Source organism: Microbacterium marinilacus, assembly GCF_019753765.1.
GTDB classification, from domain to species: Bacteria; Actinomycetota; Actinomycetes; order Actinomycetales; family Microbacteriaceae; genus Microbacterium; species Microbacterium marinilacus.
In genome coordinates, this window is the sequence record NZ_JAIJZW010000002.1 from 317,801 (window position 1) to 337,547 (window position 19,747).

17 protein-coding genes and 1 tRNA gene are annotated in these 19,747 nt (G+C 71.5%); 11 read left to right on the forward strand and 7 right to left on the reverse strand.

Annotated elements, in window-relative coordinates; genetic code table 11:
* Window positions 1-52: 52 nt before the first annotated feature.
* Entirely contained in the window at window positions 53-913 is an 861-nt protein-coding gene (locus K5S26_RS04955; protein ID WP_221856532.1) for an AraC family transcriptional regulator, read from the reverse strand.
* A gap of 144 nt (window positions 914-1,057) precedes the next feature.
* Between K5S26_RS04955 and K5S26_RS04960 the strand changes: the two genes are divergently transcribed.
* On the forward strand, window positions 1,058-2,755 hold the full coding sequence (locus tag K5S26_RS04960; RefSeq protein WP_221856534.1) for an ABC transporter transmembrane domain-containing protein: 1,698 nt from the start codon (window positions 1,058-1,060) through the stop codon (window positions 2,753-2,755).
* On the forward strand, window positions 2,752-4,506 hold the full coding sequence (locus K5S26_RS04965; protein ID WP_221856536.1) for an ABC transporter ATP-binding protein: 1,755 nt from the start codon (window positions 2,752-2,754) through the stop codon (window positions 4,504-4,506). The genes K5S26_RS04960 and K5S26_RS04965 overlap by 4 nt, the downstream gene beginning before the upstream one ends.
* A gap of 25 nt (window positions 4,507-4,531) precedes the next feature.
* Here the strand turns inward: K5S26_RS04965 and K5S26_RS04970 are convergent, their stop codons facing one another.
* Complete coding sequence (locus K5S26_RS04970; RefSeq protein WP_221856538.1) at window positions 4,532-5,209, reverse strand: TetR/AcrR family transcriptional regulator; 678 nt, start codon at window positions 5,207-5,209, stop codon at window positions 4,532-4,534.
* A 126-nt stretch (window positions 5,210-5,335) separates the two neighbouring features.
* Between K5S26_RS04970 and K5S26_RS04975 the strand changes: the two genes are divergently transcribed.
* The 5 genes from K5S26_RS04975 to K5S26_RS04995 all read left to right on the forward strand — a co-directional run bounded on the left by K5S26_RS04975 (window position 5,336) and on the right by K5S26_RS04995 (window position 11,297).
* Window positions 5,336-7,180, forward strand: coding sequence for an ABC transporter ATP-binding protein (locus tag K5S26_RS04975; protein WP_221856540.1), 1,845 nt, complete (start codon window positions 5,336-5,338; stop codon window positions 7,178-7,180).
* Complete coding sequence (locus K5S26_RS04980; protein WP_221856542.1) at window positions 7,177-8,949, forward strand: ABC transporter ATP-binding protein; 1,773 nt, start codon at window positions 7,177-7,179, stop codon at window positions 8,947-8,949. The genes K5S26_RS04975 and K5S26_RS04980 overlap by 4 nt, the downstream gene beginning before the upstream one ends.
* Window positions 8,949-9,689, forward strand: coding sequence for a siderophore-interacting protein (locus K5S26_RS04985; protein ID WP_221856544.1), 741 nt, complete (start codon window positions 8,949-8,951; stop codon window positions 9,687-9,689). The genes K5S26_RS04980 and K5S26_RS04985 overlap by 1 nt, the downstream gene beginning before the upstream one ends.
* A complete protein-coding gene (locus K5S26_RS04990; RefSeq protein WP_221856546.1) occupies window positions 9,686-10,261 on the forward strand; it encodes an ECF transporter S component in 576 nt (191 codons plus the stop codon). The genes K5S26_RS04985 and K5S26_RS04990 overlap by 4 nt, the downstream gene beginning before the upstream one ends.
* A gap of 259 nt (window positions 10,262-10,520) precedes the next feature.
* Window positions 10,521-11,297: a Pr6Pr family membrane protein gene (locus tag K5S26_RS04995; protein ID WP_221856548.1), complete on the forward strand. Its 777-nt coding sequence runs from the start codon at window positions 10,521-10,523 to the stop codon at window positions 11,295-11,297.
* 19 nt (window positions 11,298-11,316) lie between these two features.
* On the opposite strand, the gene K5S26_RS05000 is transcribed toward K5S26_RS04995, so the two are convergent.
* From K5S26_RS05000 to K5S26_RS05020, 5 genes are all read right to left on the reverse strand, one after another.
* Entirely contained in the window at window positions 11,317-11,874 is a 558-nt protein-coding gene (locus K5S26_RS05000) for a DUF308 domain-containing protein (RefSeq protein ID WP_221856549.1), read from the reverse strand.
* Window positions 11,875-11,983: 109 nt separating this feature from the next.
* Entirely contained in the window at window positions 11,984-12,622 is a 639-nt protein-coding gene (locus K5S26_RS05005; RefSeq protein WP_221856551.1) for an MBL fold metallo-hydrolase, read from the reverse strand.
* 84 nt (window positions 12,623-12,706) lie between these two features.
* Window positions 12,707-12,779 (reverse strand) — tRNA-Glu (locus K5S26_RS05010).
* Window positions 12,780-12,919: 140 nt separating this feature from the next.
* Window positions 12,920-14,029, reverse strand: a complete 1,110-nt coding sequence (locus K5S26_RS05015; RefSeq protein ID WP_221856553.1) for a DUF4349 domain-containing protein — start codon at window positions 14,027-14,029, stop codon at window positions 12,920-12,922.
* Window positions 14,026-14,589 (reverse strand): RNA polymerase sigma factor, encoded by a 564-nt coding sequence (locus tag K5S26_RS05020; protein ID WP_221856555.1) that lies wholly within the window; start codon window positions 14,587-14,589, stop codon window positions 14,026-14,028. Before K5S26_RS05020 ends, K5S26_RS05015 begins: the two co-directional genes overlap by 4 nt.
* 318 nt (window positions 14,590-14,907) lie before the next feature.
* Here K5S26_RS05020 and K5S26_RS05025 point away from each other — a divergent pair, with 318 nt between their 5' ends.
* From K5S26_RS05025 to murA, 4 genes are all read left to right on the forward strand, one after another.
* A complete protein-coding gene (locus K5S26_RS05025) occupies window positions 14,908-15,906 on the forward strand; it encodes a TerC family protein (protein WP_221856557.1) in 999 nt (332 codons plus the stop codon).
* 230 nt (window positions 15,907-16,136) lie between these two features.
* Window positions 16,137-17,651 carry a 3-isopropylmalate dehydratase large subunit gene (gene leuC, locus K5S26_RS05030; protein ID WP_246603597.1) on the forward strand — a complete coding sequence of 505 codons (1,515 nt, stop codon included), beginning with the start codon at window positions 16,137-16,139 and terminating at the stop codon, window positions 17,649-17,651.
* A 1-nt stretch (window position 17,652) separates the two neighbouring features.
* Complete coding sequence (gene leuD / locus K5S26_RS05035; protein WP_221856560.1) at window positions 17,653-18,249, forward strand: 3-isopropylmalate dehydratase small subunit; 597 nt, start codon at window positions 17,653-17,655, stop codon at window positions 18,247-18,249.
* A gap of 114 nt (window positions 18,250-18,363) precedes the next feature.
* A complete protein-coding gene (gene murA, locus K5S26_RS05040) occupies window positions 18,364-19,746 on the forward strand; it encodes a UDP-N-acetylglucosamine 1-carboxyvinyltransferase (RefSeq protein WP_221856562.1) in 1,383 nt (460 codons plus the stop codon).
* The last annotated feature ends 1 nt before the right edge of the window (window position 19,747 follow it).

Sequence of the window (19,747 nt, forward strand, 5' to 3'; positions counted from 1 at the left end):
GCGCAGGTGACACGCGACCGGCTCCGTGCGGAGCCCGTCCAAGCCCGAGGCGTCAGCTGCCGGGGGTGCGGGGGAGGAACCGATGGGGCGGCCTCCCCATGACCCGGTGGAACGCCGCGCTGAACGCGCTGACGGTCGCGTACCCGACCCGACGTGAGACGACTCCCACCGGCACCCCGTCGCCGAGCAGGCGCACGGCCGCCGACATCCGCGCGGCCGTGCGCCACTCGCTGAACGTCATGCCGACCTCGGCGCGGAACGCGCGGGCGAGGGTGCGGGTGCTCATCGACGTCAGCCAGGCCCAGTCCGCGATCGAGCGGTCGTCCGCGGGGTCGGACATGATCGCCCGCGCGATCGGCGCGATCCGCTCGTCACGCGGCAGGGGCAGCTCGATGGCGGGAAGCTCCTCGTCGACGATCATCTCCAGGCACACGCGCTGGGCCCGCAGGCGCTGCGGCTTGGGCATGCCCGAGACGGCCAGGAACGCCAGCATCTCGCGGAGAGCCGCGTTGACGACCACCGTGTGCACCTCACTCGTCGCCGGGGCCGCGACCGGCTGCCCGGGGTCGTCCTCCACCGGCCAGGCGAACGGCATCACGTACACGGCGGCGAGGGTGGTGGACGCGGCCCGGCTCGTCGAGTGCGGAGTGCCCGACGGCACCCACAGGCCCTGGCCCACCGACAGCGAGTGCCGGGTGCCCTGCACCTCGACGTCGGCGGCGCCGCGGCTCGGCCAGAAGACCGTGTGCTCGGGATGCGCGTGGCGCTCCGGTGCGCAGCCGTCGGCGTCGTCGACGTATGTGTGGCGCAGGAAGCGGGTGGTGAGCAGGTACCCCTCGGGCACGACGACGTTGCGGAGGAGCGCATCCGGGTCTCCGGGCGTTGCGGCGGCAGCGCTGCGGGCGAGGGGCATGGCGGGGTCCTCTGCTCGTGACGTCCGCGTCGGTTCGGGGGACGGACGTCGTATCGGGTGAGTAAGGATACCCTCGCTCGTGGTGTCGCCTGCGCGACACTTCTCGTCGTCCGCGGGCTTCGCGCGCTGCCTAGCGTGATGGCGATGCACACCGAGAGCCCCTCGTCGACGCCGACCCCCGGCGGCCTGATCCGCCATGCCCTCACGCGCGGCGGACGCGGCTGGCGCCTCGCCGGCGCGACGACGGGCTACATGCTGCACCAGGCGAGCGAGGCGGCCGTGCCCATCCTCATCGGCGTGGTCATCGACCGCGCGGTCATGCCCGGGGATCTCGGCGCCCTCGTGCTGTGGCTCGGGGTGCTCGGCGCCGTGTTCGTCGTGCTGTCGCTGAGCTATCAGTCGGCGAGCCTGGCCATGGTGCGCGTGTACGGTCACGGCGAGCACGATCTCCGCCAGCTCGCCGTGGCGAGGGTCCTGCATCCGCGTCGTCTGGCGCCCCGCCCCACGGGGGAGGTCCTCTCCGTCGCCACGAGCGACACGTATCGCGTGGCCGGCGTCGCGTGGAGCATCGCGGAGCAGGGCGCGACGCTCTCCGCCCTCCTGACCGCGGTGATCGCGCTGCTGGTGATCTCCGTGCCGCTCGGCTTGGGCGTGCTCGGCGGCGCGCTCCTGGTGCTGTGGGGCATGACCGCGCTGGCGCGGCCGATCGAGCGCATCGGCCTGGCCGAGCAGGGGGCGGTGGCGCGGGCCAGCGACGTCGCGACGGACGCGATCGCCGGGCTGCGCGTCGTGCACGGCCTCGCCGCGCACGATCAGCTCGTCGAGCGGTATCGGATGGCGAGCGCCGCATCGCGCGACGGCGCGGTGCGCGCCTCCCGGTCGCTGCTGGTTTATCGGGCCGTCAGCACGGCGGTATCGGTCTGCTATCTCGCCGCGCTCGCGGCGGCGGCGGGGTGGATGGCGCTGCAGGGCGCCATCACCCCCGGGCAGCTCGTGACGGTGGTCGGCCTCGCCCAGTTCCTCCAGGGGGCGCTCGATCACATCGGCACCTTCGGGGCGAACTGGGCCCACAAGCGGGCGTCCGCGCGGCGCCTCCACGAGCTCGTCGCCGAGCCGTACGCTCTGCCCGACGGCGCCGGGACAGCCCCCGAGCCGCGGTCTCTGCGCTGGACGGCGCCCGGCGGGGTCGTCGAGACGCTTCCCGGCGCGATGGTCGGCGTCCGGGTGCGCGATGCCGCGCAGGCGCGCGAGGCCGCGGCGGCGCTCGGCTTCCGCACGGTGCCGGCGGCGGGCGAGCTGAGCCTGGGCGGCCGGGATGCGCTCACGATCGGTCCGAACGCCTATCGGGCCCACGTGCTGGCGCCGCCCCACGATGCCTTCGTCTTCACCGGCACGCTGCGCCGGAACGTCCACCTCGACGATCGAGCGCCCGACGACGGCGCGGTCGATGATGGCGCGGCCCACGACGGCTCGCGCGAGCGGCGCTCGCTGGACGACGCGGTGCTCGCCGCCACGGCGCTGGACGACGTGATCGAGCACGCGGGCTCCGTGGACGCCCCCGTCGGGGAGGAGGGGCGGCGGCTGTCGGGAGGGCAGCGTCAGCGGCTGCTGCTCGCCCGCGCCCTGCACGCGCCGGCCGACGTGATCGTGCTGGACGAGCCCACCACGGCGCTCGACCCGGTCACGACACGGCGTGTGGCGCACGGCCTCGCCCGCAGCGGCCGGACGATCCTGCTGATCACGAGCGACCCGCTGCTGCTCGACGCCTGCGCGCGGGTCGTCGACCTCGGCGCGCCGTCCGCGTCGCGGTCGGGAGCCGGCCGCGAGGAGGTCCCGGCATGACGGCCCCGAGGCTGCCCGTCGCGTCACCGCGAGACACCCTGCGCGCCGTCGGCTCGCTCCTCGCGCGTCGCCGAGGGGCTCTGCTCGCGACCATCGCGCTCCTGGTCTCCGGATCGGCGAGCGCCCTCGCCATCCCGCCTCTTCTCGGGTGGATCGTCGACGTCGTGGTGGACGGGGGCGGCACCGAGCGCATCGGTCTCGCCGCCGCGGGCCTCGTCGGAGCGGGAGCGCTGTCAGCCGTCTGCACGTGGTGGGGAGGGCGGCTGCTGGTCGCGTGCCTGCAGTCGATGCTCGCCGAGCTGCGTGAGGAGGTGTTCGCGACCGCGATGCGTCTGGATGCCGGGGAGGTCGAGCACGCCGGCAGCTCCGATGTCGTCTCGCGTCTCACCGGCGACGTCGAGGCCGTCACCGAGGCCGGATCGGGGGTCCTTCCGCGCTTCCTCGGCGCGCTCTTCACGATCGTGCTGACCGCCGTCGGGATGGCCGTGCTCGACCCGTTCCTCGCGCTCGCCGCGTTGGTCGCCGTCCCGCTGCAGGCGGTGGCGGTGACGCGTTTCCTGCGACGCTCACGGCCGCTGTACGTGCGGCTGCGCCGCGAGGAGTCCGATCGTGGGCAGGCCATCATCGAGAGCGTCGCGGGCGCGGAGACGGTGCGGGCTCACGGGCACGAGCATCACCGGCTCGGTCTCGTCGCCGAGCGCAGTCTGACCGCTGTCGAGACGCAGCGCGTCACGACCCGCGCGCGCAACGTCTTCAACGGCACCCTGAACCTCGCCGAGCTCGTCGGGCTGGCAGCCGTGCTGGCGGCGGGGCTCTGGCGGGTCGAGACGGCGGGGCTGACGATCGGGGCCGTCACCGCCGCCGCGCTGTTCTTCCACCGTCTGTTCGGGCCGATCGGCGCGCTGCTGTCGAGCATCGACGACCTGCAGCGCGCACAGGCGGGGCTCGAACGTCTCGTCGGTGTGCGCGGAGCCGCACGCCCGGCTCGCCCGGTACAGACGATCCGGGACTCCTCGGTGCGGCTGCGCGGGGCGTCGTTCGCCTACCCGGGCTCGTCCTCGCCGCGCCCCGCTCTGGAGGACGTCGACCTCGTCGTGCCCCCGGGGGCGACGGCCGTCCTCGTCGGTGCCAGTGGGTCGGGCAAGTCGACGATCGCCCGCCTCGTCGCGGGCCTCGCCGAGCCCGACGCCGGCGAGGTGCTCGTGGGCGGAGCGCCGGCGGCGCGGGCGGCGCGGGCGGACGGGCGCCCCGCCGTGATGCTCGTGACCCAGGAGACCCATCTGTTCTCGGGTTCGCTGGCGGACAACCTCCGACTCGCGCGCGCGGATGCCTCGGACGCCGACCTCGTCGCCGCGCTGGAGGGCGTCGGCGCCGGGTGGGCCGTCGGCCTGCCGGGCGGCCTCGACGCCGTGCCGGGCGGTGACCTCGACGAGCAGCGTCTGCAGCAGCTCGCACTGGCCAGAGTGCTGCTGGCGGACCCGCCGGTGGTCGTGCTGGACGAGGCCACCGCGCACGCCGGGGCGGACGCCACCCTCGACCGAGCGGTCCAGGCGGTGGTCTACGGGCGCACGGCCCTGGTGGTGGCGCATCGACTGTCGCATGCGGAGGGAGCCGATCTCGTCGTCGTCTTCGAGCGAGGCCGCGTCGCCGAGCGCGGCACGCTCGAAGAACTCGTCGCGCGCGGGGGTGCGTTCCGGGCGCTGTGGAGCGCCTGGCGCGGGGCGGGAACGGGCGCCGGCGCATCGGGCTGAGGCCTGTTCTCCCGGGGTGAGCGGCTCAGCGCGCCTCGAGGCGGTGCGCGACGCCGTCGATGACGAGGTCGACCTTGTCCTGCCACCAGCGGCTCGGGCGGCCCGGCTCGCCCATCGCGTAGCGCATGGCTTCGAGGTACTGGCCCGACAGTGCAGGGTCGGCGATGGTCGCACCGGCCTCCGCCATGCGTGCCAGAACCTGCTCGCTGTAGCTTCCGCCGCCTTCGACGGGGCGATGCAGCGACTCGATCGTGAGGAACGCGTCGGCGGTCATGTCGCCGATCGTGTCGACGATGAGCGCCGCCTCGCGGAGCTCGAAGCCGAGACCGGTCGTGAGGTGCTCGACGACCCGGTAGGACTGCGCGACCAGCTCATCGGGCACCGTCTTCATCTCGCGCAGTCGCTGCGCCAGGCCCGGCGTGCGCGCGAACATCCGCCACATCGCCTGCGCGCACGTGCGCAGGTACTCGGCCCAGTCGTCGTCGGGCTCGGGCCAGTCGGAGCGGGCGACGGCCAGGGCGACGGCCGCGTCGAGCATGTCCTCGACACCGTCGACGTGTCGGTACAGGGTCGACTGATCGACGCCGAGCCGGGCCGACACCGACGTGATGGTCGCCTGGTCGAGCCCGAGCTCCAGGACGGTGTCCAGAATCGCCTCGCGGGAGGTCAGAGGGGGTCGGCCTCGGCGCGGTCGAACGGGCATCGCCCCATGGTACTCAGCACCGGGCGGCCGACAGCCGAGGTCGTCGATTAGGCAAGCCTTGCCTATCTGTAGTGGGAAGGATACGCTCGGGCTGTTTTGCAATACACATTTGCAAAAGGAGGCAGCATGGGGACGAGCACCGATCGCGCAGAGGCGAAGGCCGAGCGGGCCCGCGGACGGGAACGGCAGCGCGCGGCGAACGCCCTGCTGCTCGGCCCCGTCCGCTCCCGCCTCGCGGCTGCGAGCGCGCTGACCGCCCTGTCCTCCCTCTGCGCGGTGGTGCCGTTCATCCTGATCGCCGAGGTATGCCGCGAGCTGCTCGGCCCCGCTCCCGACTGGGACCGCACCTGGACCCTGCTGCTCGTGTCGCTCGGCATCCTCGGTCTGCGCGGACTGCTGTCCTCCGTCGCGCTGCTGTGGTCGCACCTCATCGACTCCGAGCACCAGTTCACGCTGCGCCGCCTGCTGGCCCGCAAGCTCAGCCGCGTGCCGCTCGGCTGGTTCACCGAGCGCAGCTCGGGCGAGGTCAAGAAGCACCTGCAGGGAGACGTCGAGGCGCTGCACTACCTCGTCGCGCACGCGCGGCTGGAGTTCGTCGCCGCCGTCACCCTCCCGGTGGCGACGCTCGTCTACCTGTTCGTCGTCGACTGGCGCCTCAGCATCGTGGTGACGGCGACACTGGCGGGCTACGCAGTCGTCATGTCTCGCATCATGGGGGAGGGGTACACCGAGAAGATCGCCTCCTACGAGCAGTGGAACGCGAAGGTCTCGGCATCGACGATCGAGTTCGTCGACGGCATCCAGGTCGTCCGCGCGTTCGGGCAGCCGAGGCGCGGGCATCACCGCTACCAGAGGGCGATCGAGGGCTACTCGGCGTTCTACACGGCGTGGGTCACCCCCATCACCAGGCTGGAGGGATTCGGCAGCCTGCTGCTGAACCCCGTCGTCGTGATGGTGCTGGTGCTGGTCGCGGGCCTCGGGCTCATCGGCGCCGCCGGGGCTCGCCCCGACGTCCTCATCCCGTTCATCTTCCTAGGGCTCGGCATCGGTGGCAGCGTCCTCGCCCTCGGGTACGGCGCGCAGGCTCTGCGACAGGCGTCCGCCGCCGCCGTCCGGCTGTGGGAACTCACCGAGACCCCCGACCTCACCGACCCGGCCGACGGGCCGGTCCCCGGCTCGGGGCTGGTGCGCTTCGAGGACGTCTCCTTCGGCTATCGGGAAGGCCACCTCGTCCTGCGCGGGATCGACCTGGAGCTGCGGCCCGGCACCATCACCGCGCTCGTCGGCCCGTCCGGCTCGGGCAAATCGACGCTCGCCCGGCTGCTCCCGCGCTTCTTCGACGTCACCGCCGGCCGCATCACCGTGGACGGCCACGACATCCGTACGCTGCGGTCGCGCGACCTGTACCGGTCTGTGGGCTTCGTGCTCCAGGACGTGCAGCTGATCGCGGGGACGGTGCGCGAGAACCTCCTGCTGGGGCGCCCCGACGCGGACGACGACGCCGTCGAGCGCGCGACCCGTGCCGCCCAGATCCACGATCGGATCCTCGAGCTGCCCCGCGGCTACGACTCCGAGATCGGGGTGGACGCGCGCCTGTCCGGAGGGGAGGCGCAGCGGCTGTCGATCGCACGGGCGTTGCTCGCCGACGCGCCGATCCTCGTGCTCGACGAGGCGACCGCCTTCGCCGACCCGGAATCGGAGGCGGCCATCCAGGACGCCCTCGCGGTGCTCGTCGCGTCGCGCACCGTGCTGGTCATCGCCCACCGGCTCCACACGATCGCCGACGTCGACCACGTCGTCGTGCTCGACGAGGGCCGGGTCGTGGAACAGGGGCCGCCCGCGCAGCTGAGAGAGGGCGGAGGACTGTTCTCCCGGCTGTGGCAGGCGAACGGACGTGCGCTGCAGGAGGTCGAGGAGGTCGCGAGCGCGCCCACCACGGCCGTCGACAACACCGAGGAGGTGTCCGCATGATCCGCAACGTCCTGAGGCTGGTGCCGGAGTCCCACCGAGCGATGGTGCCCGGATATCTGGCGATGATCGTGCTGAGCGCCCTCGCACAGGCGGCCGCATACGTGCTGCTGGTGCCGATGCTGGGTGCGGTGCTCTCCGGCCGCGTGCAGGACGCGTGGGGCTGGACGGCGGCGATCGCCGGCGCTGCGCTGCTGGTGTGCGTGGGCGGGTATCGGCAGTCCGTCATCGGCATCCGCATCGGCATCGGCATGGCGCTGTCCCTGCAGACGCGCCTCGGCGACCACATCGCCACGCTGCCGCTCGGCTGGTTCGGATCGGCGACGGCCGGACGCGTGTCTCAACTCGTCAGCGCGAGCGTCCGCGACGTCATGGGCGTGTTCGCACATCTGCTCGCACCGATGCTGACCGGCGTCGTCGTCCCGGTGGCCGTCGCCCTCGGGATGCTGTTCGTCGATCCGCGGGTAAGCCTCGCGATGCTGCTGAGCGCCCCTCTGCTGTACCTCGTCAACCGATGGGGACAGGGGGTCTACTCGCGCGCGGAGAAGCGCGTCCACGCCGCCGCGGAGGAGTCCGACTCCCGCGTCATCGAGTTCGCCCAGGCTCAGCCCGTGCTGCGGGCGTTCGGGGCGGCGGGGGACGGCAACGCCGGGCTGCAGGGGGCCCTGCAGGCGCAGCGGCGCGTGGGGCGGGGACTCGTCTGGGCCTCGGTGCCGGGACTCGTCGTGTTCTCGCTGCTCGTGCAGCTCACCTTCGTGCTGCTCGTCTTCCTGGCGGTCGCGCTCGCCGCGGGCTCGGAGCTCTCGGTGCCGTCGGCCATCGCCCTGATCGCGGTCAGCTCGCGCTTCGTCGAGCCGCTGAACCAGTCGGCCGAGCTGACGACCGCGATGCGCGGCGCCGCCAACGCCGCCGACCGGATCACCGGACTGCTGGCGACCGAGCCTCTGCCCGAACCCGAGGAGGATCCCCGTCCCGTCGATGCCTCCGTGCGCTTCACGGACGTGCGATTCGCCTACGACGGCGGCGCCCCGGTGATCGACGGCGTCTCGTTCGAGGTGCCCGCGGGCACCACGACGGCGCTGGTCGGCCCGAGCGGCAGCGGCAAGACGACGCTGCTGCGGCTGGCCTCGCGCTTCTACGATGTCGATGCGGGCGAAGTGGCGGTCGGCGGGCATCCGATCGCGGGCTACCGCTCCGGCACGCTGATGGCGCAGTTCTCGCTCGTGTTCCAGGACGTCTACCTGTTCCATCAGACGATCGAGGAGAACGTCCGCATCGGGCGGGTCGACGCGACCGCCGACGACATCGCGCGGGTGGCCGGGATCGCGCGCGTCGACGAGATCGTCGAGCGCCTGCCCGACGGCTGGAGCACGGACGTCGGCGAGGGAGGCACGTCGCTGTCGGGAGGCGAACGGCAGCGGGTGTCGATAGCCAGGGCCCTGCTCAAGGACGCTCCGATCGTGCTGCTGGACGAGGCGACGAGCGCGCTCGACCCCCGGAACGAGGCCGCGGTGGTGCGAGGTCTTCGAGAGCTGACGAGGGACAAGACGGTGATCGTCGTGGCCCATCGCCTGTCCACGATCCGGCACGCCGACCAGATCGTGTTCCTGGACGCCGGACGGATCGTCGAGCGGGGTACCCATGACGAGCTCCTGGCGGCGGACGGCCGCTACGCGCGGTTCTGGAACGAGCGCTCCCGCGCCTCCGGGTGGCGCCTCGCCGCTGCCGCCGAGCCGGTCGGGGCGTCGACGGTCGTCGAGGAGGCCCGCTGATGGCCAACTGGCAGCGCGGGATGATGCGGCTGCTGCGCATCGCCAACCACCCTGCCGAGGTGATCGCGGTCGACGACCTCACCCCCTGGTATCGGCGGATCCTGTTCCGCTCGCCGGAGGTGGTCGCGGCGGTCGACCCGTTCCCGACGCTCTGGCTGCGTCTGTGGGCGCCCGACCCGCGCCGAGGAGAGGGAGCGGTGGCGCAGCGCGGCTACACGTTCGTGTCGCTGGACGCCGCGGGGCAGACCTTCGAGCTGGACTTCGTGCTGCACGACGTCGCGGGGCCGGCGGGCGACTGGGCGAGGCGGGCGCGCATCGGCGAGCGGGTCGAGGTCGCGCTGACGCCGGCGCGCATCGAGATCCCGGACGGCACCGACACGCTGCTCCTGGCGGGCGACGTCACCGCGCTGCCCGCCATCAACACGTGGCTGGAGTCGGTGCCGGCCGGCATCTCCACGCACGTCCTCGTCGAGGACGACCACGCCGATCGCGACGCGCTGCCGCAGACGCCGCGGCCGCGGGGCACCTGGCAGTGGGTGACGCGCGAGGGGGATCGCGGCGCGGCCCTCGCTCGCGCGGTGCTGAGCGTCGCCTCGGCGGGTGACGGCCTCTACGCATGGGGCGCGGGGGAGAAGACCCTGGTGAAGAACCTGCGCGGGGCTTTCCGCGACCACCTGCGCCTCGACCGTGCGCACCATTTCACGCAGTTCTACTGGATCGAGGGGAAGGCGACGGGATGAGGAACCTGCCCACTCGGCTGCTGCTGACCTGCGCTGCGATCGGGGTCGCGGCGGGCATCGTGCTGCTGCCCGTCTTCGGCTTCTTCTCGGCCGCGGCGATCGCGGTCATGCCGCTCGGCTATGCCGCGCTGCTGGGCGCCTGGTTCTTCGCGGGCGTCCTCATCCAGTCGCTCACGCACCGAGCGGGCACGGCACTGGTGGCCAGTCTCGTGGCGGGGCTCGTCGCCGCGCCCTTCACGCCGTACGGCTTCACGACCGTCGCGTCGACGGCGACCGTCGGCCTCATGCAGGAGCTGCCGTTCCTCGCGACCCTGTATCGCCGATGGCCGGCCTGGCTCTTCTATACGGCGAATACGCTCATCGGCGTGCTCTACGCGTTCCCCGCGCAACGCCTGCTGGCGGTGGACGCGGCCGACTGGGTGAGGGCGGCGATGTATCCGGTGGCGGGGCTCAGCGCGCTGGCGTTCACCTGCGTCGCTCGCGTCATCGCCCGCCGCCTGGAGCGCACCGGCGTCACCCAGGGGCTGCGTCCCGGGGGCCGTCCCGGCGCCGTTCGATCTGTGGGCGACTGAGCTTATATCGCTTCGCGTGCCTCGGTGTCAAGGGTGAGCGAGTGATTAGCGGATCCGGCCGGTCATGGCCGATCCTTTACGTAACGCTGGTCGTCCTCCGGGGGGAGAGCGACGGCGAGTCTTGTCGGAGGCTTCGGGTGGCCCCGGTGAGGCGTCGGGTAACAGGATCCATCCCTCCGGGTCGAGCGACACGGCTCCCCGGAGGGATGATCCCTCCGATCGGGTGAGTGCGGCTCGCCGCGTCGGCGAGAATATGCACATGGGGGCGATCCACACCGGCGGGCTGCGCGCGCGTGACCGCGGCGAGGCCGTCTCGACCGCGTGGTCTGCGCTCTGGAACGTCGCCCGGCTCGCCGTCGTCGTCGCGATCGTGCTGGCGACGATCGAGCAGGGCCGATTGGCGATCGCGGCGGCCGAGGGCGCGGGACTGCCGGCGGGAACCGCCCTGGCGCGCCTGTTCAGCTTCTTCACCGTCCAGTCGAACGTGCTCGCGGCGACGGTGCTGGCCGCGGTCGCGGTCCGGGCGTTCGTCACGCGGTTCCGAGCGGACGGACCCGTCGTCGCCACGGCATTGGTGGCCGTCTCCGCCTACATGCTCGTCACCGGCATCGTCTACAACGTCGTGCTGCGCGCGGCCGGCGGGACCGACATCATGACCGGATGGTCGAACGACGTCCATCATGTCCTGGCGCCGGCGTTCCTGCTTCTCGACGTCCTGATCGGTCCCGGCCGCACAGCGGTCCGGTGGCGTGCCGTCCTGATCGCGCTGGCGTACCCGCTCGTCTGGGTGGCGTGCACGCTCCTGCTCGGCCCCTTCCTCGTCTCGCCGTCGACCGGCATGGCCCCGTGGTACCCGTATCCGTTCCTCGATCCGGCCTCGGCACCGGACGGCTACGTCGCCGTCGGCGTGTGGGTCGCCGGGATCGCGGCGCTCATCGCCGCGCTGGCGGCCCTCGTCGTCCTCACCGGGCGTCTCCGCGGGCGACGGGCCGCCCGTCGCGTGCGCGCGCGGGATCGCCCGTCGTCGGCCGGGTGAGGAACGGGCAGCGAGGGGCTCAGCGCCCGGCGGGGACGCGGGACGCGCCGAACCTCGTCGCGCGCACGACCTGTACGACGCCGAGGACCAGCAGCGAGGCGCCGACGAACAGCCACAGCAGCGTCACGTACAGCGGGGCGAACAGCAGCAGGACACCGGCTGCCAGGCTGACGACGGCGTAGAAGATCGTCCAGCCGCGCCCCACCGTCGCCGTCGTGACCGTGGTCAGCGCGACGACGCCTTCGACGATCCACGTGATGCCGATCGCCACGGCGACGAAGAGCGCGAGGAACGCGGTAGTGGCCGCCAGGTTGGCGAGCGCGTACACGCCCGCCGCGACGAACAGCAGGCCCACGAAGACATGGCCGATCCGCGACCAGCCGCGCAGCGAGCTCTTGCGCACGCCGATGAAGGCATACACCAGGCCGGCGACGAGCGCGTAGACGGCGATGATGCCGGTACCTACGGCGGCCGTCTTCAGCGGCCATAACAGGATCAGCAGACCGACGACGATCCCGATGACACCGGCGATCGCGAAGGCGGCGCGCACGCCGCGGATCGCACCGTCTGCGGTCATGTCCGGTCCTCCATCTGTCGCATGGGGACGATCATGCCCTCCGCCGAGCACTTTTATCAATCGTGGAAGTCTCACTCGGCAGCGACCGGGCCCGGCGGACCGCGCAGCCTCAGACGTCGATGCTGTCACCCGGTTCAAGGGCGTTGAACGTGCCGCCGCCCTGCTCGGTCGCCCACTTCAGCCTCGCCAGGTGGCCTGCCCGCCCGACGACCGAAAGGGTCATGTCGTGCGTGCCGAACGCCCGCCGCGGCTCGACCGCGAGCAGGAAGTCCATCGCGTCGCCGAGTCGCAGCCACGGCGCGCCGACGGGCACCGCCAGGGTGCCGACCTCCACGCCCTCCGGGATCGCATACGAGTCGCCGGGGTAGTAGAGCTCGTCGTTGACCAGCACACCCACGTTGTCGATGGCGGGCAGGCTCGAGTGGATCTCCTCGTGCCGGCCGCCGAAGAAGCGCAGCGAGAACGGGCCTGCGGTCGTCTCATCGCCCGGCGAGACCACGACCGTCTCCCGGTCGTGCAGCGCGGACGCCACCGCCGCGGTCGTGAAGATCGGCACCGACGGCGCGGCGGCGAAAATGCGGTCGAGCTGCTCAGGCGTCCAGTGATCGGCGTGCTCGTGGGTGATCACGACGGCCTCGAGCGCGTGCAGGTCGTCGAGCACCGACGTGAAGCTGCCCGGATCGATGAGCAGGGTGCGGCCCTCGGCCTCCACGCGGAGCGCCGCGTGCTCGTGCTTCGTGATGCGCATGTCCCGAGTCAAGCAGAACGCTCGGGGCTGAGGGCGAGAAAGACGAAGAGCCCGGATCTGATGATCCGGGCTCTTCGAGCGGTGTGACCCCAGCGGGATTCGAACCCGCGTTACCGGCGTGAGAGGCCAGCGTACTAGGCCGCTATACGATGGGGCCTTGCCTTCGGGCCCTTTCGGGCCCCGTTCCCGTTTCCGGCAACTAGAAGATTATGGCATGACTTCCCGGCGCTGAACAAATCGGGGCACGCCCCGCGCGGATCCCGCGCGTGTCGCTCGGTCGGAGCGGCATGCCCCGTGTCACTCCGCCGTCTTCCGGCGCCGTCGCACGGCCCGGACGACGCCCCAGACCACCAGGGCGGCGATGCCGATCGCCACGATCCAGGGGAGCAGGAAGCCGAGCGCGACGACGATCCCGTTGGCGGTGGCGAGCAGTCCGTTCCATCCCGCCGAGAGGCCGTCCCCGAAGCCGGCCGGATCCGGCTCGACGGCCGGCGCCTCGGTCAGCAGCGACACCGACAGGGTCGACATGGCGACCTGGCCCTCGAGGGACTCGAGCTGCTGCTCGAGGGATTCGAGCTCCGCCTGACGCTGGGACAGGGTGGTCTCGACGTTCACGAGGTCGCCCACGTCGCCGGCCTGGGCGAGAAGCTCGGTGAGCCGGTCCACAGAGGCGCGGGTCGCGTCGATGCGGGCGCGCAGGTCGACGGCCTGGGAGGTGACGTCGTCGGTGCCGACTCGCGTGCTGGCGACCTCGCCGACATCGTTCAGCTCGCGCATCACCTCGTCGAGCGACTCGGCAGGGACCCTCACGGTGACGTAACCGCCGTCGTCCGGCACCCACACGGCGCCCCCGCTCTCCAGCGCGCCGTCGTAGGACCTGTCGGCCCCGATCGACAGCTGCTCCACCCATCCCTCGTGCTCGGTGGCGAGCTGCACGATCGCGTCAGCCGCCTCCGCGGCGTCGTCGACGACGATGCTCGCGGAGCCCGACCGGATCACCTCGCGCGGCGTCGCGGCGCCGTTCTCCGCCGCCGCACCGGACTCCGCCGACGTCGGAGCAGACCCGCTCGTCGCGGTGTCTCCGCCGGCATCCAGCAGCGCCTGCTCGTCCGCGTCCTGCGCCGAGCGCGCGTCGGGCGCGGACTCCACCGCGCTGTCAGCGCTCTCCGCAGTGCTCATGCCGCCGGACCCGAGGCCCTGCAGCACGGCGGGGGAGATCACGGCCGCCACCGCCACGACCGCCGCCGCCACACCGACGCCCTGCCAGACGCGTCGCCTCCGGCGCGCCCGGGACGGGCGCTCGACACGCTCCTCGGCGATCGCCTCGAACACGCGGTGCTCGATGCGGTCGAGCGTCTCGTCGGTGACCTCGGGCAGTCCGCCGTCATCCGTCTGCTGCGCGTTCATCGCGCCTCCTCCATCGATCGCGTCTCGTCGGTCACGCCCCGCAGCCTCGTGCGGATCCGCGAGAGACGGTTGCGGACGACCCCGTGGCTGACGCCGAGCTCGTCGGCGGCGGCCTGATAGCCGTAGCCCTCGCCGACGCACAGGCGGAAGATCTGCCGGTCGAGCTCGCCGAGGCCGTCGACGGCGCGCAGGATCCGCTCCACCAGGTCGGCGTCGATGACCTGCTGCTCGACGTCCACGGTGTCGGGTGCGCGGTCGTCGAGCTCCGCGGCCTCCGCGCGGCGCAGGGCGCGCTTCCGATTGGCCGCCTGGAACCGGCAGATCGTCGCGAGCCACGGCAGCAGCGACTCGCCCGCCAGCTCCAGGCCGGCGAGCTTGCGCCACGCCACGACGAACGTCTCCTGCGTCACGTCCTCGGCGTCGGCCGCCGAGCGCAGCAGACCGTAGGCGATCCAGTACACGGGGCGCGCGTGGCGGCGGTACAGCTGCCGGAACGCGGCCTCGCTCCCGGCCGCCGCCCATTCGACGAGCGTGGCGTCGCCGGTGCCGTCGTCGGTCATCGATCCATCCGATCCCGAGGGGATGCCCTCGTCGTCTCTCACCCTGTCAGTGTCGGCGGGCAGCCGATCGTCTCGGTTCCGTCACATCGGCCGCCGCAGACCGCTCGCGAAGGCGTGGCGCGGATCGCGCGCCGACGCATCGGCGTGCGTCGAGGGCTCGCTATCCTTAAACCGCGAGGGGGAGTATCCCGTCAAAGCGCGCTCGTCATCACGGATCTCGACGGTGGGATCCCGGGCACGCACCGCCTGCGACATGGCGGGGGAGAGACTCTCGTCGCATCACCGTGCCTCCGCGAGGCCGTACCTGAAAGGCCCTGGATGGACCTGTATCTGCCCCCGTGGTTCGAGATCGGATCGCTCGTCGTGCTGACGGCGATCCTGATCGGCGACCTGCTGCTCATCCTGAAGCGCCCGCACATCCCGTCGACCAGGGAGTCGACGCTGTGGGTCGTCTTCTATGTGACGCTCGCGCTGATCTTCGCGGGAGTGATGTGGGTCGTCGCCGGCGGGCAGTACGCCCAGGAGTTCCTCCTGGGCTGGATGACCGAGTACAGCCTCTCGATCGACAACCTGTTCGTCTTCGTGCTGATCATGGGCCAGTTCGCCGTGCCGCGGAAGCTGCAGCAGGAGGTGCTGATGGTGGGCATCATCATCGCCCTCGTGCTGCGCGGCGCGTTCATCCTGCTGGGTGCGGCCCTGATCGAGAACTTCTCGGCGATCTTCTACCTGTTCGGCGCTTTCCTCATCTACACCGCGATCCGCCAGGCGCTGCCGGAGAAGCTCGAGGACGACCAGAAGCAGGAGAGCGCGATCGTCCGGTTCCTGCGCCGGTTCATCGACATCAGCGACCACTACGACGGCAACAAGCTGCGCACCGTGGTCGACGGCAAGAGGTTCTTCACCCCGATGCTGCTCGTCTTCGTCGCGATCGGCGTGACCGACCTGATGTTCGCGATCGACTCGATCCCCGCGATCTACGGGCTGACCCAGAGCCCGTTCATCGTGTTCACCGCGAACATCTTCGCGCTGATGGGGCTCCGCCAGCTCTACTTCCTGCTCGGCGACCTGCTCGAGCGCCTCAAGTACCTCCACTACGGCGTGGCCTTCATCCTGGCCTTCATCGGCGTGAAGCTGTTCTTCCACGCCATGCACGTCAACGAGCTGCCCTTCATCAACGGCGGGCAGCACATCGAGTGGGCTCCCGAGATCAACAACTGGGTCTCGCTGGGCGTCATCATCGCCTCGATGGGCGTCGCGACGATCGCCAGCCTCATCTCGTCGGCTCGCGAGAAGCGGCGCGAGGGCGTCGAGAGCTGAGGGTCCTGAGGGGTGGCGCGAGAACTGCTGAACCGGTGGGGCTCGCGCCGCCCCCTTCTACGCACACTGATCGGGAAAGCGGCACCTCGCGTGCAGGATGCTAGGCTGAGCGCATGCGGTTCGCCGGACGTCTTCTCCTTCTGCGCCGCGACGGGACCTCGCTCTAGGCCCTCCCCGTCGCGGAGTTCGTCGAGGCCGATATCCGACGAAGTCAACGGAGAGACAGCAGCATGAGCGACGCCAGCCCCACCACCCGCCCCCTGACGGACATTCCCGAGCGTCCCCGGACGCTCGCGGAGAAGGTCTGGGACGACCACCTCGTCGTCAAGGGCGAGGGCGGACAGCCCGACCTGATCTACATCGACCTGCACCTCGTGCACGAGGTGACCAGCCCCCAGGCGTTCGACGGCCTGCGGGCCGAGGGCCGCCCGGTGCGGCGGCTGGACCTCACCATCGCGACCGAGGACCACAACACCCCGACGCTCGACATCGACAAGCCGATCGCCGACCTGACCAGCCGCACGCAGATCGAGACCCTGCGCCGCAACGCCGCCGAGTTCGACGTGCGCCTGCACTCGCTGGGCGACAAGGAACAGGGCATCGTGCACGTGGTGGGCCCGCAGCTCGGCCTGACGATGCCCGGCATCACCGTCGTGTGCGGCGACAGCCACACGTCTACCCACGGCGCGTTCGGCGCGATGGCCTTCGGCATCGGCACCAGCGAGGTCGAGCACGTCCTCGCCACGCAGACCCTGCCGCTGAAGCCGTTCAAGACCATGGCGATCACCGTGGAGGGCGAGCTCAGGCCCGGGGTGACCGCGAAGGACATCATCCTCGCCGTCATCGCCAAGATCGGCACCGGTGGCGGCCAGGGCTACGTGCTGGAGTACCGCGGCAGCGCCATCCGATCGCTCTCCATGGAGGGCCGGATGACCATCTGCAACATGTCGATCGAGGCCGGCGCCCGCGCGGGCATGGTCGCCCCCGACGACACGACGTTCGCGTACCTGAAGGGGCGCGACCACGCGCCGAAGGGGCAGGACTGGGACGACGCGGTGGCGTACTGGCGCACCCTGCCGAGCGACGAGGGGGCCGTCTTCGACGCCGAGGTGTTCATCGACGCGAACGAGCTCGAGCCGTTCGTGACGTGGGGCACCAACCCGGGCCAGGGCGCGTCGCTGAGCGACAGCGTGCCCGACCCGCGCTCGTTCGAGGATCCCAACGACCGTGCGGCCGCCGAGCGCGCCCTGCAGTACATGGATCTCGTCGCCGGCACCCCGCTGAAGGAGGTGCCGGTGGACGCCGTCTTCATGGGGTCGTGCACCAACAGCCGCATCGAGGACCTCAGGGCGTTCGCGTCGATCATCCAGGGGCGCAAGAAGGCGGACGGCGTGCGAGTCATGGTGGTCCCCGGCTCGGCGCGCGTGCGCCTCGAGGCGGAGGCCGAGGGCATCGACCTGATCGTGAAGGAGTTCGGCGCCGAGTGGCGTTTCGCCGGCTGCTCCATGTGCCTGGGCATGAACCCCGACCAGCTCGCTCCGGGAGAACGGTGCGCCTCGACCAGCAACCGCAACTTCGAGGGCCGGCAGGGCAAGGGAGGACGCACCCACCTGGTGTCTCCCCTCGTGGCCGCGGCCACGGCGATCCGAGGCACGCTGTCGAGCCCGTCGGACCTGGACGGGATCGACGGCGAGTGGGACTCGGCCGTCGAGGGAACACGCCGAGTCGAAGCGCAGGAGGCCTGACATGGAGAAGTTCACGACGCACACCGGTGTGGCGGCGCCGCTGAAGCGCTCCAACGTCGACACCGACCAGATCATCCCCGCCGTCTTCCTCAAGCGCGTCACGAAGACGGGCTTCGAGGACGCGCTGTTCCACGGGTGGCGGCAGGACCCCGGGTTCGTTCTGAACCAGGAGCCCTTCCGCGCCGCGTCCGTGCTCCTGGCGGGGCCCGACTTCGGCACCGGATCGAGCCGCGAGCACGCCGTCTGGGCGTTGCGCGACTACGGCTTCAAAGTGGTGCTGAGCCCGCGCTTCGCGGACATCTTCCGCGGCAACTCGGGCAAGCAGGGGCTCGTCACGGGCGTCATCGCCGAGGCCGACCTCGAGCGGTTCTGGGCCGCGATCGACGCGCAGCCCGGGGTGGAGATGACCGTCGACCTCGAGGCGCGAACCGCCAGTCTTGGCGACTTCACGGCCGCTTTCGAGATCGACGATTACACTAGGTGGCGGCTCCTCGAAGGGCTCGACGACATCGGGCTCACGCTGCGCAACGAGGACAGGATCGCGCAGTTCGAGGCCCGCCGCGAGGCGTGGCGGCCACGGACGACACCCGTCTCGTGAGCCCGGGGCGACCGCTCCGTACGGATGGGCGGTCCTGAAAGGGGCCGGGCTCCGATCGCGCCTCGTCAGAAGAAGCGGCCGACCGCCGCGAGAACCCTAGTGAGGCACCATCACATGACACTCCTCGGCGACGCGCACACCCCGGGCACCCCGGCAGCGGCGATCTCGGAAAAAGTGGCCGGCGAAGTCCTCGAGATCCGCGGCGGGCGTCCGCTGAAGGGCCAGGTCGACGTGCGCGGGGCGAAGAACCTCGCGACGAAGGCGATGGTGGCCTCGCTCCTCGGCGAGACGCCGAGCATCCTCCGGGACGTCCCGGACATCCGCGACGTCGAGGTCGTCCGGTCGCTGCTCGAGGTGCACGGCGTGCACGTCACCGAGGGCGACGAGCCGGGCGCGCTCGTGCTCGACCCCTCCGACGCCAAGTCGGCGAACTTCGAGGAGATCGACGCCCATGCGGGGTCTTCCCGCATCCCGATCCTGTTCTGCGGTCCGCTGCTGCACCTGCTGGGTCAGGCCTTCATCCCCGACCTCGGCGGGTGCCGCATCGGCGACCGGCCCATCGACTTCCACCTCGACGCGCTGCGCAACTTCGGCGCCATCGTCGACAAGCAGCCGAGCGGCATCCGCCTGTCGGCTCCCGAAGGGCTGCACGGCGCGCACATCGAGCTGCCGTACCCGAGCGTGGGGGCGACCGAGCAGGTGCTGCTGACCGCGGTGCGGGCGAAGGGCGTCACGGAGCTGCGCAACGCGGCGATCGAGCCCGAGATCATGGACCTGATCGGCGTGCTGCAGAAGATGGGCGCCATCATCTCCTACGAGCCGAACCGCGTCATCTTCATCGAGGGCGTCGACGAGCTGCGCGGCTACGACCACCGCTCCCTGTTCGACCGCAACGAGGCCGCGTCGTGGGCCGCGGCCGCGCTAGCCACGGACGGCGACATCTTCGTCAAGGGCGCCCGCCAGTACGAGATGCTCACGTTCCTGAACGTGTACCGCAAGGTCGGCGGCGACTTCGACATCACCGACGAGGGCATCCGCTTCCGCCGGGGCAAGGCGCCGCTCAAGGCCATCACGGTCGAGACCGACGTGCACCCGGGCTTCATGACCGACTGGCAGCAGCCGCTGATCGTCGCTCTCACCCAGGCCAACGGGCGCTCGGTGGTGCACGAGACCGTGTACGAGAACCGCCTGGGCTTCACCCGCGCGCTCGTCCAGATGGGCGCCGACATCGTCGTGCACCCGAACGGGCTCGACGGCGAATACCGTCGCGTGCCGCGCCGGGAGCTCGAGCAGGCGGCCGTCATCAACGGCCCGACGCCGCTCCACGGTGCCGACATCGTCGTGCCCGACCTGCGCGGAGGCTTCAGCTACGTCGTCGCCGCCCTCACCGCCGAGGGCACGTCGCGGGTGTCGGGCGTGGGCATCATCAGCCGCGGCTACGAGAAGTTCTTCGAGAAGCTCACCGCTCTCGGCGCGGACTTCGACGTCGTCGGCTGAG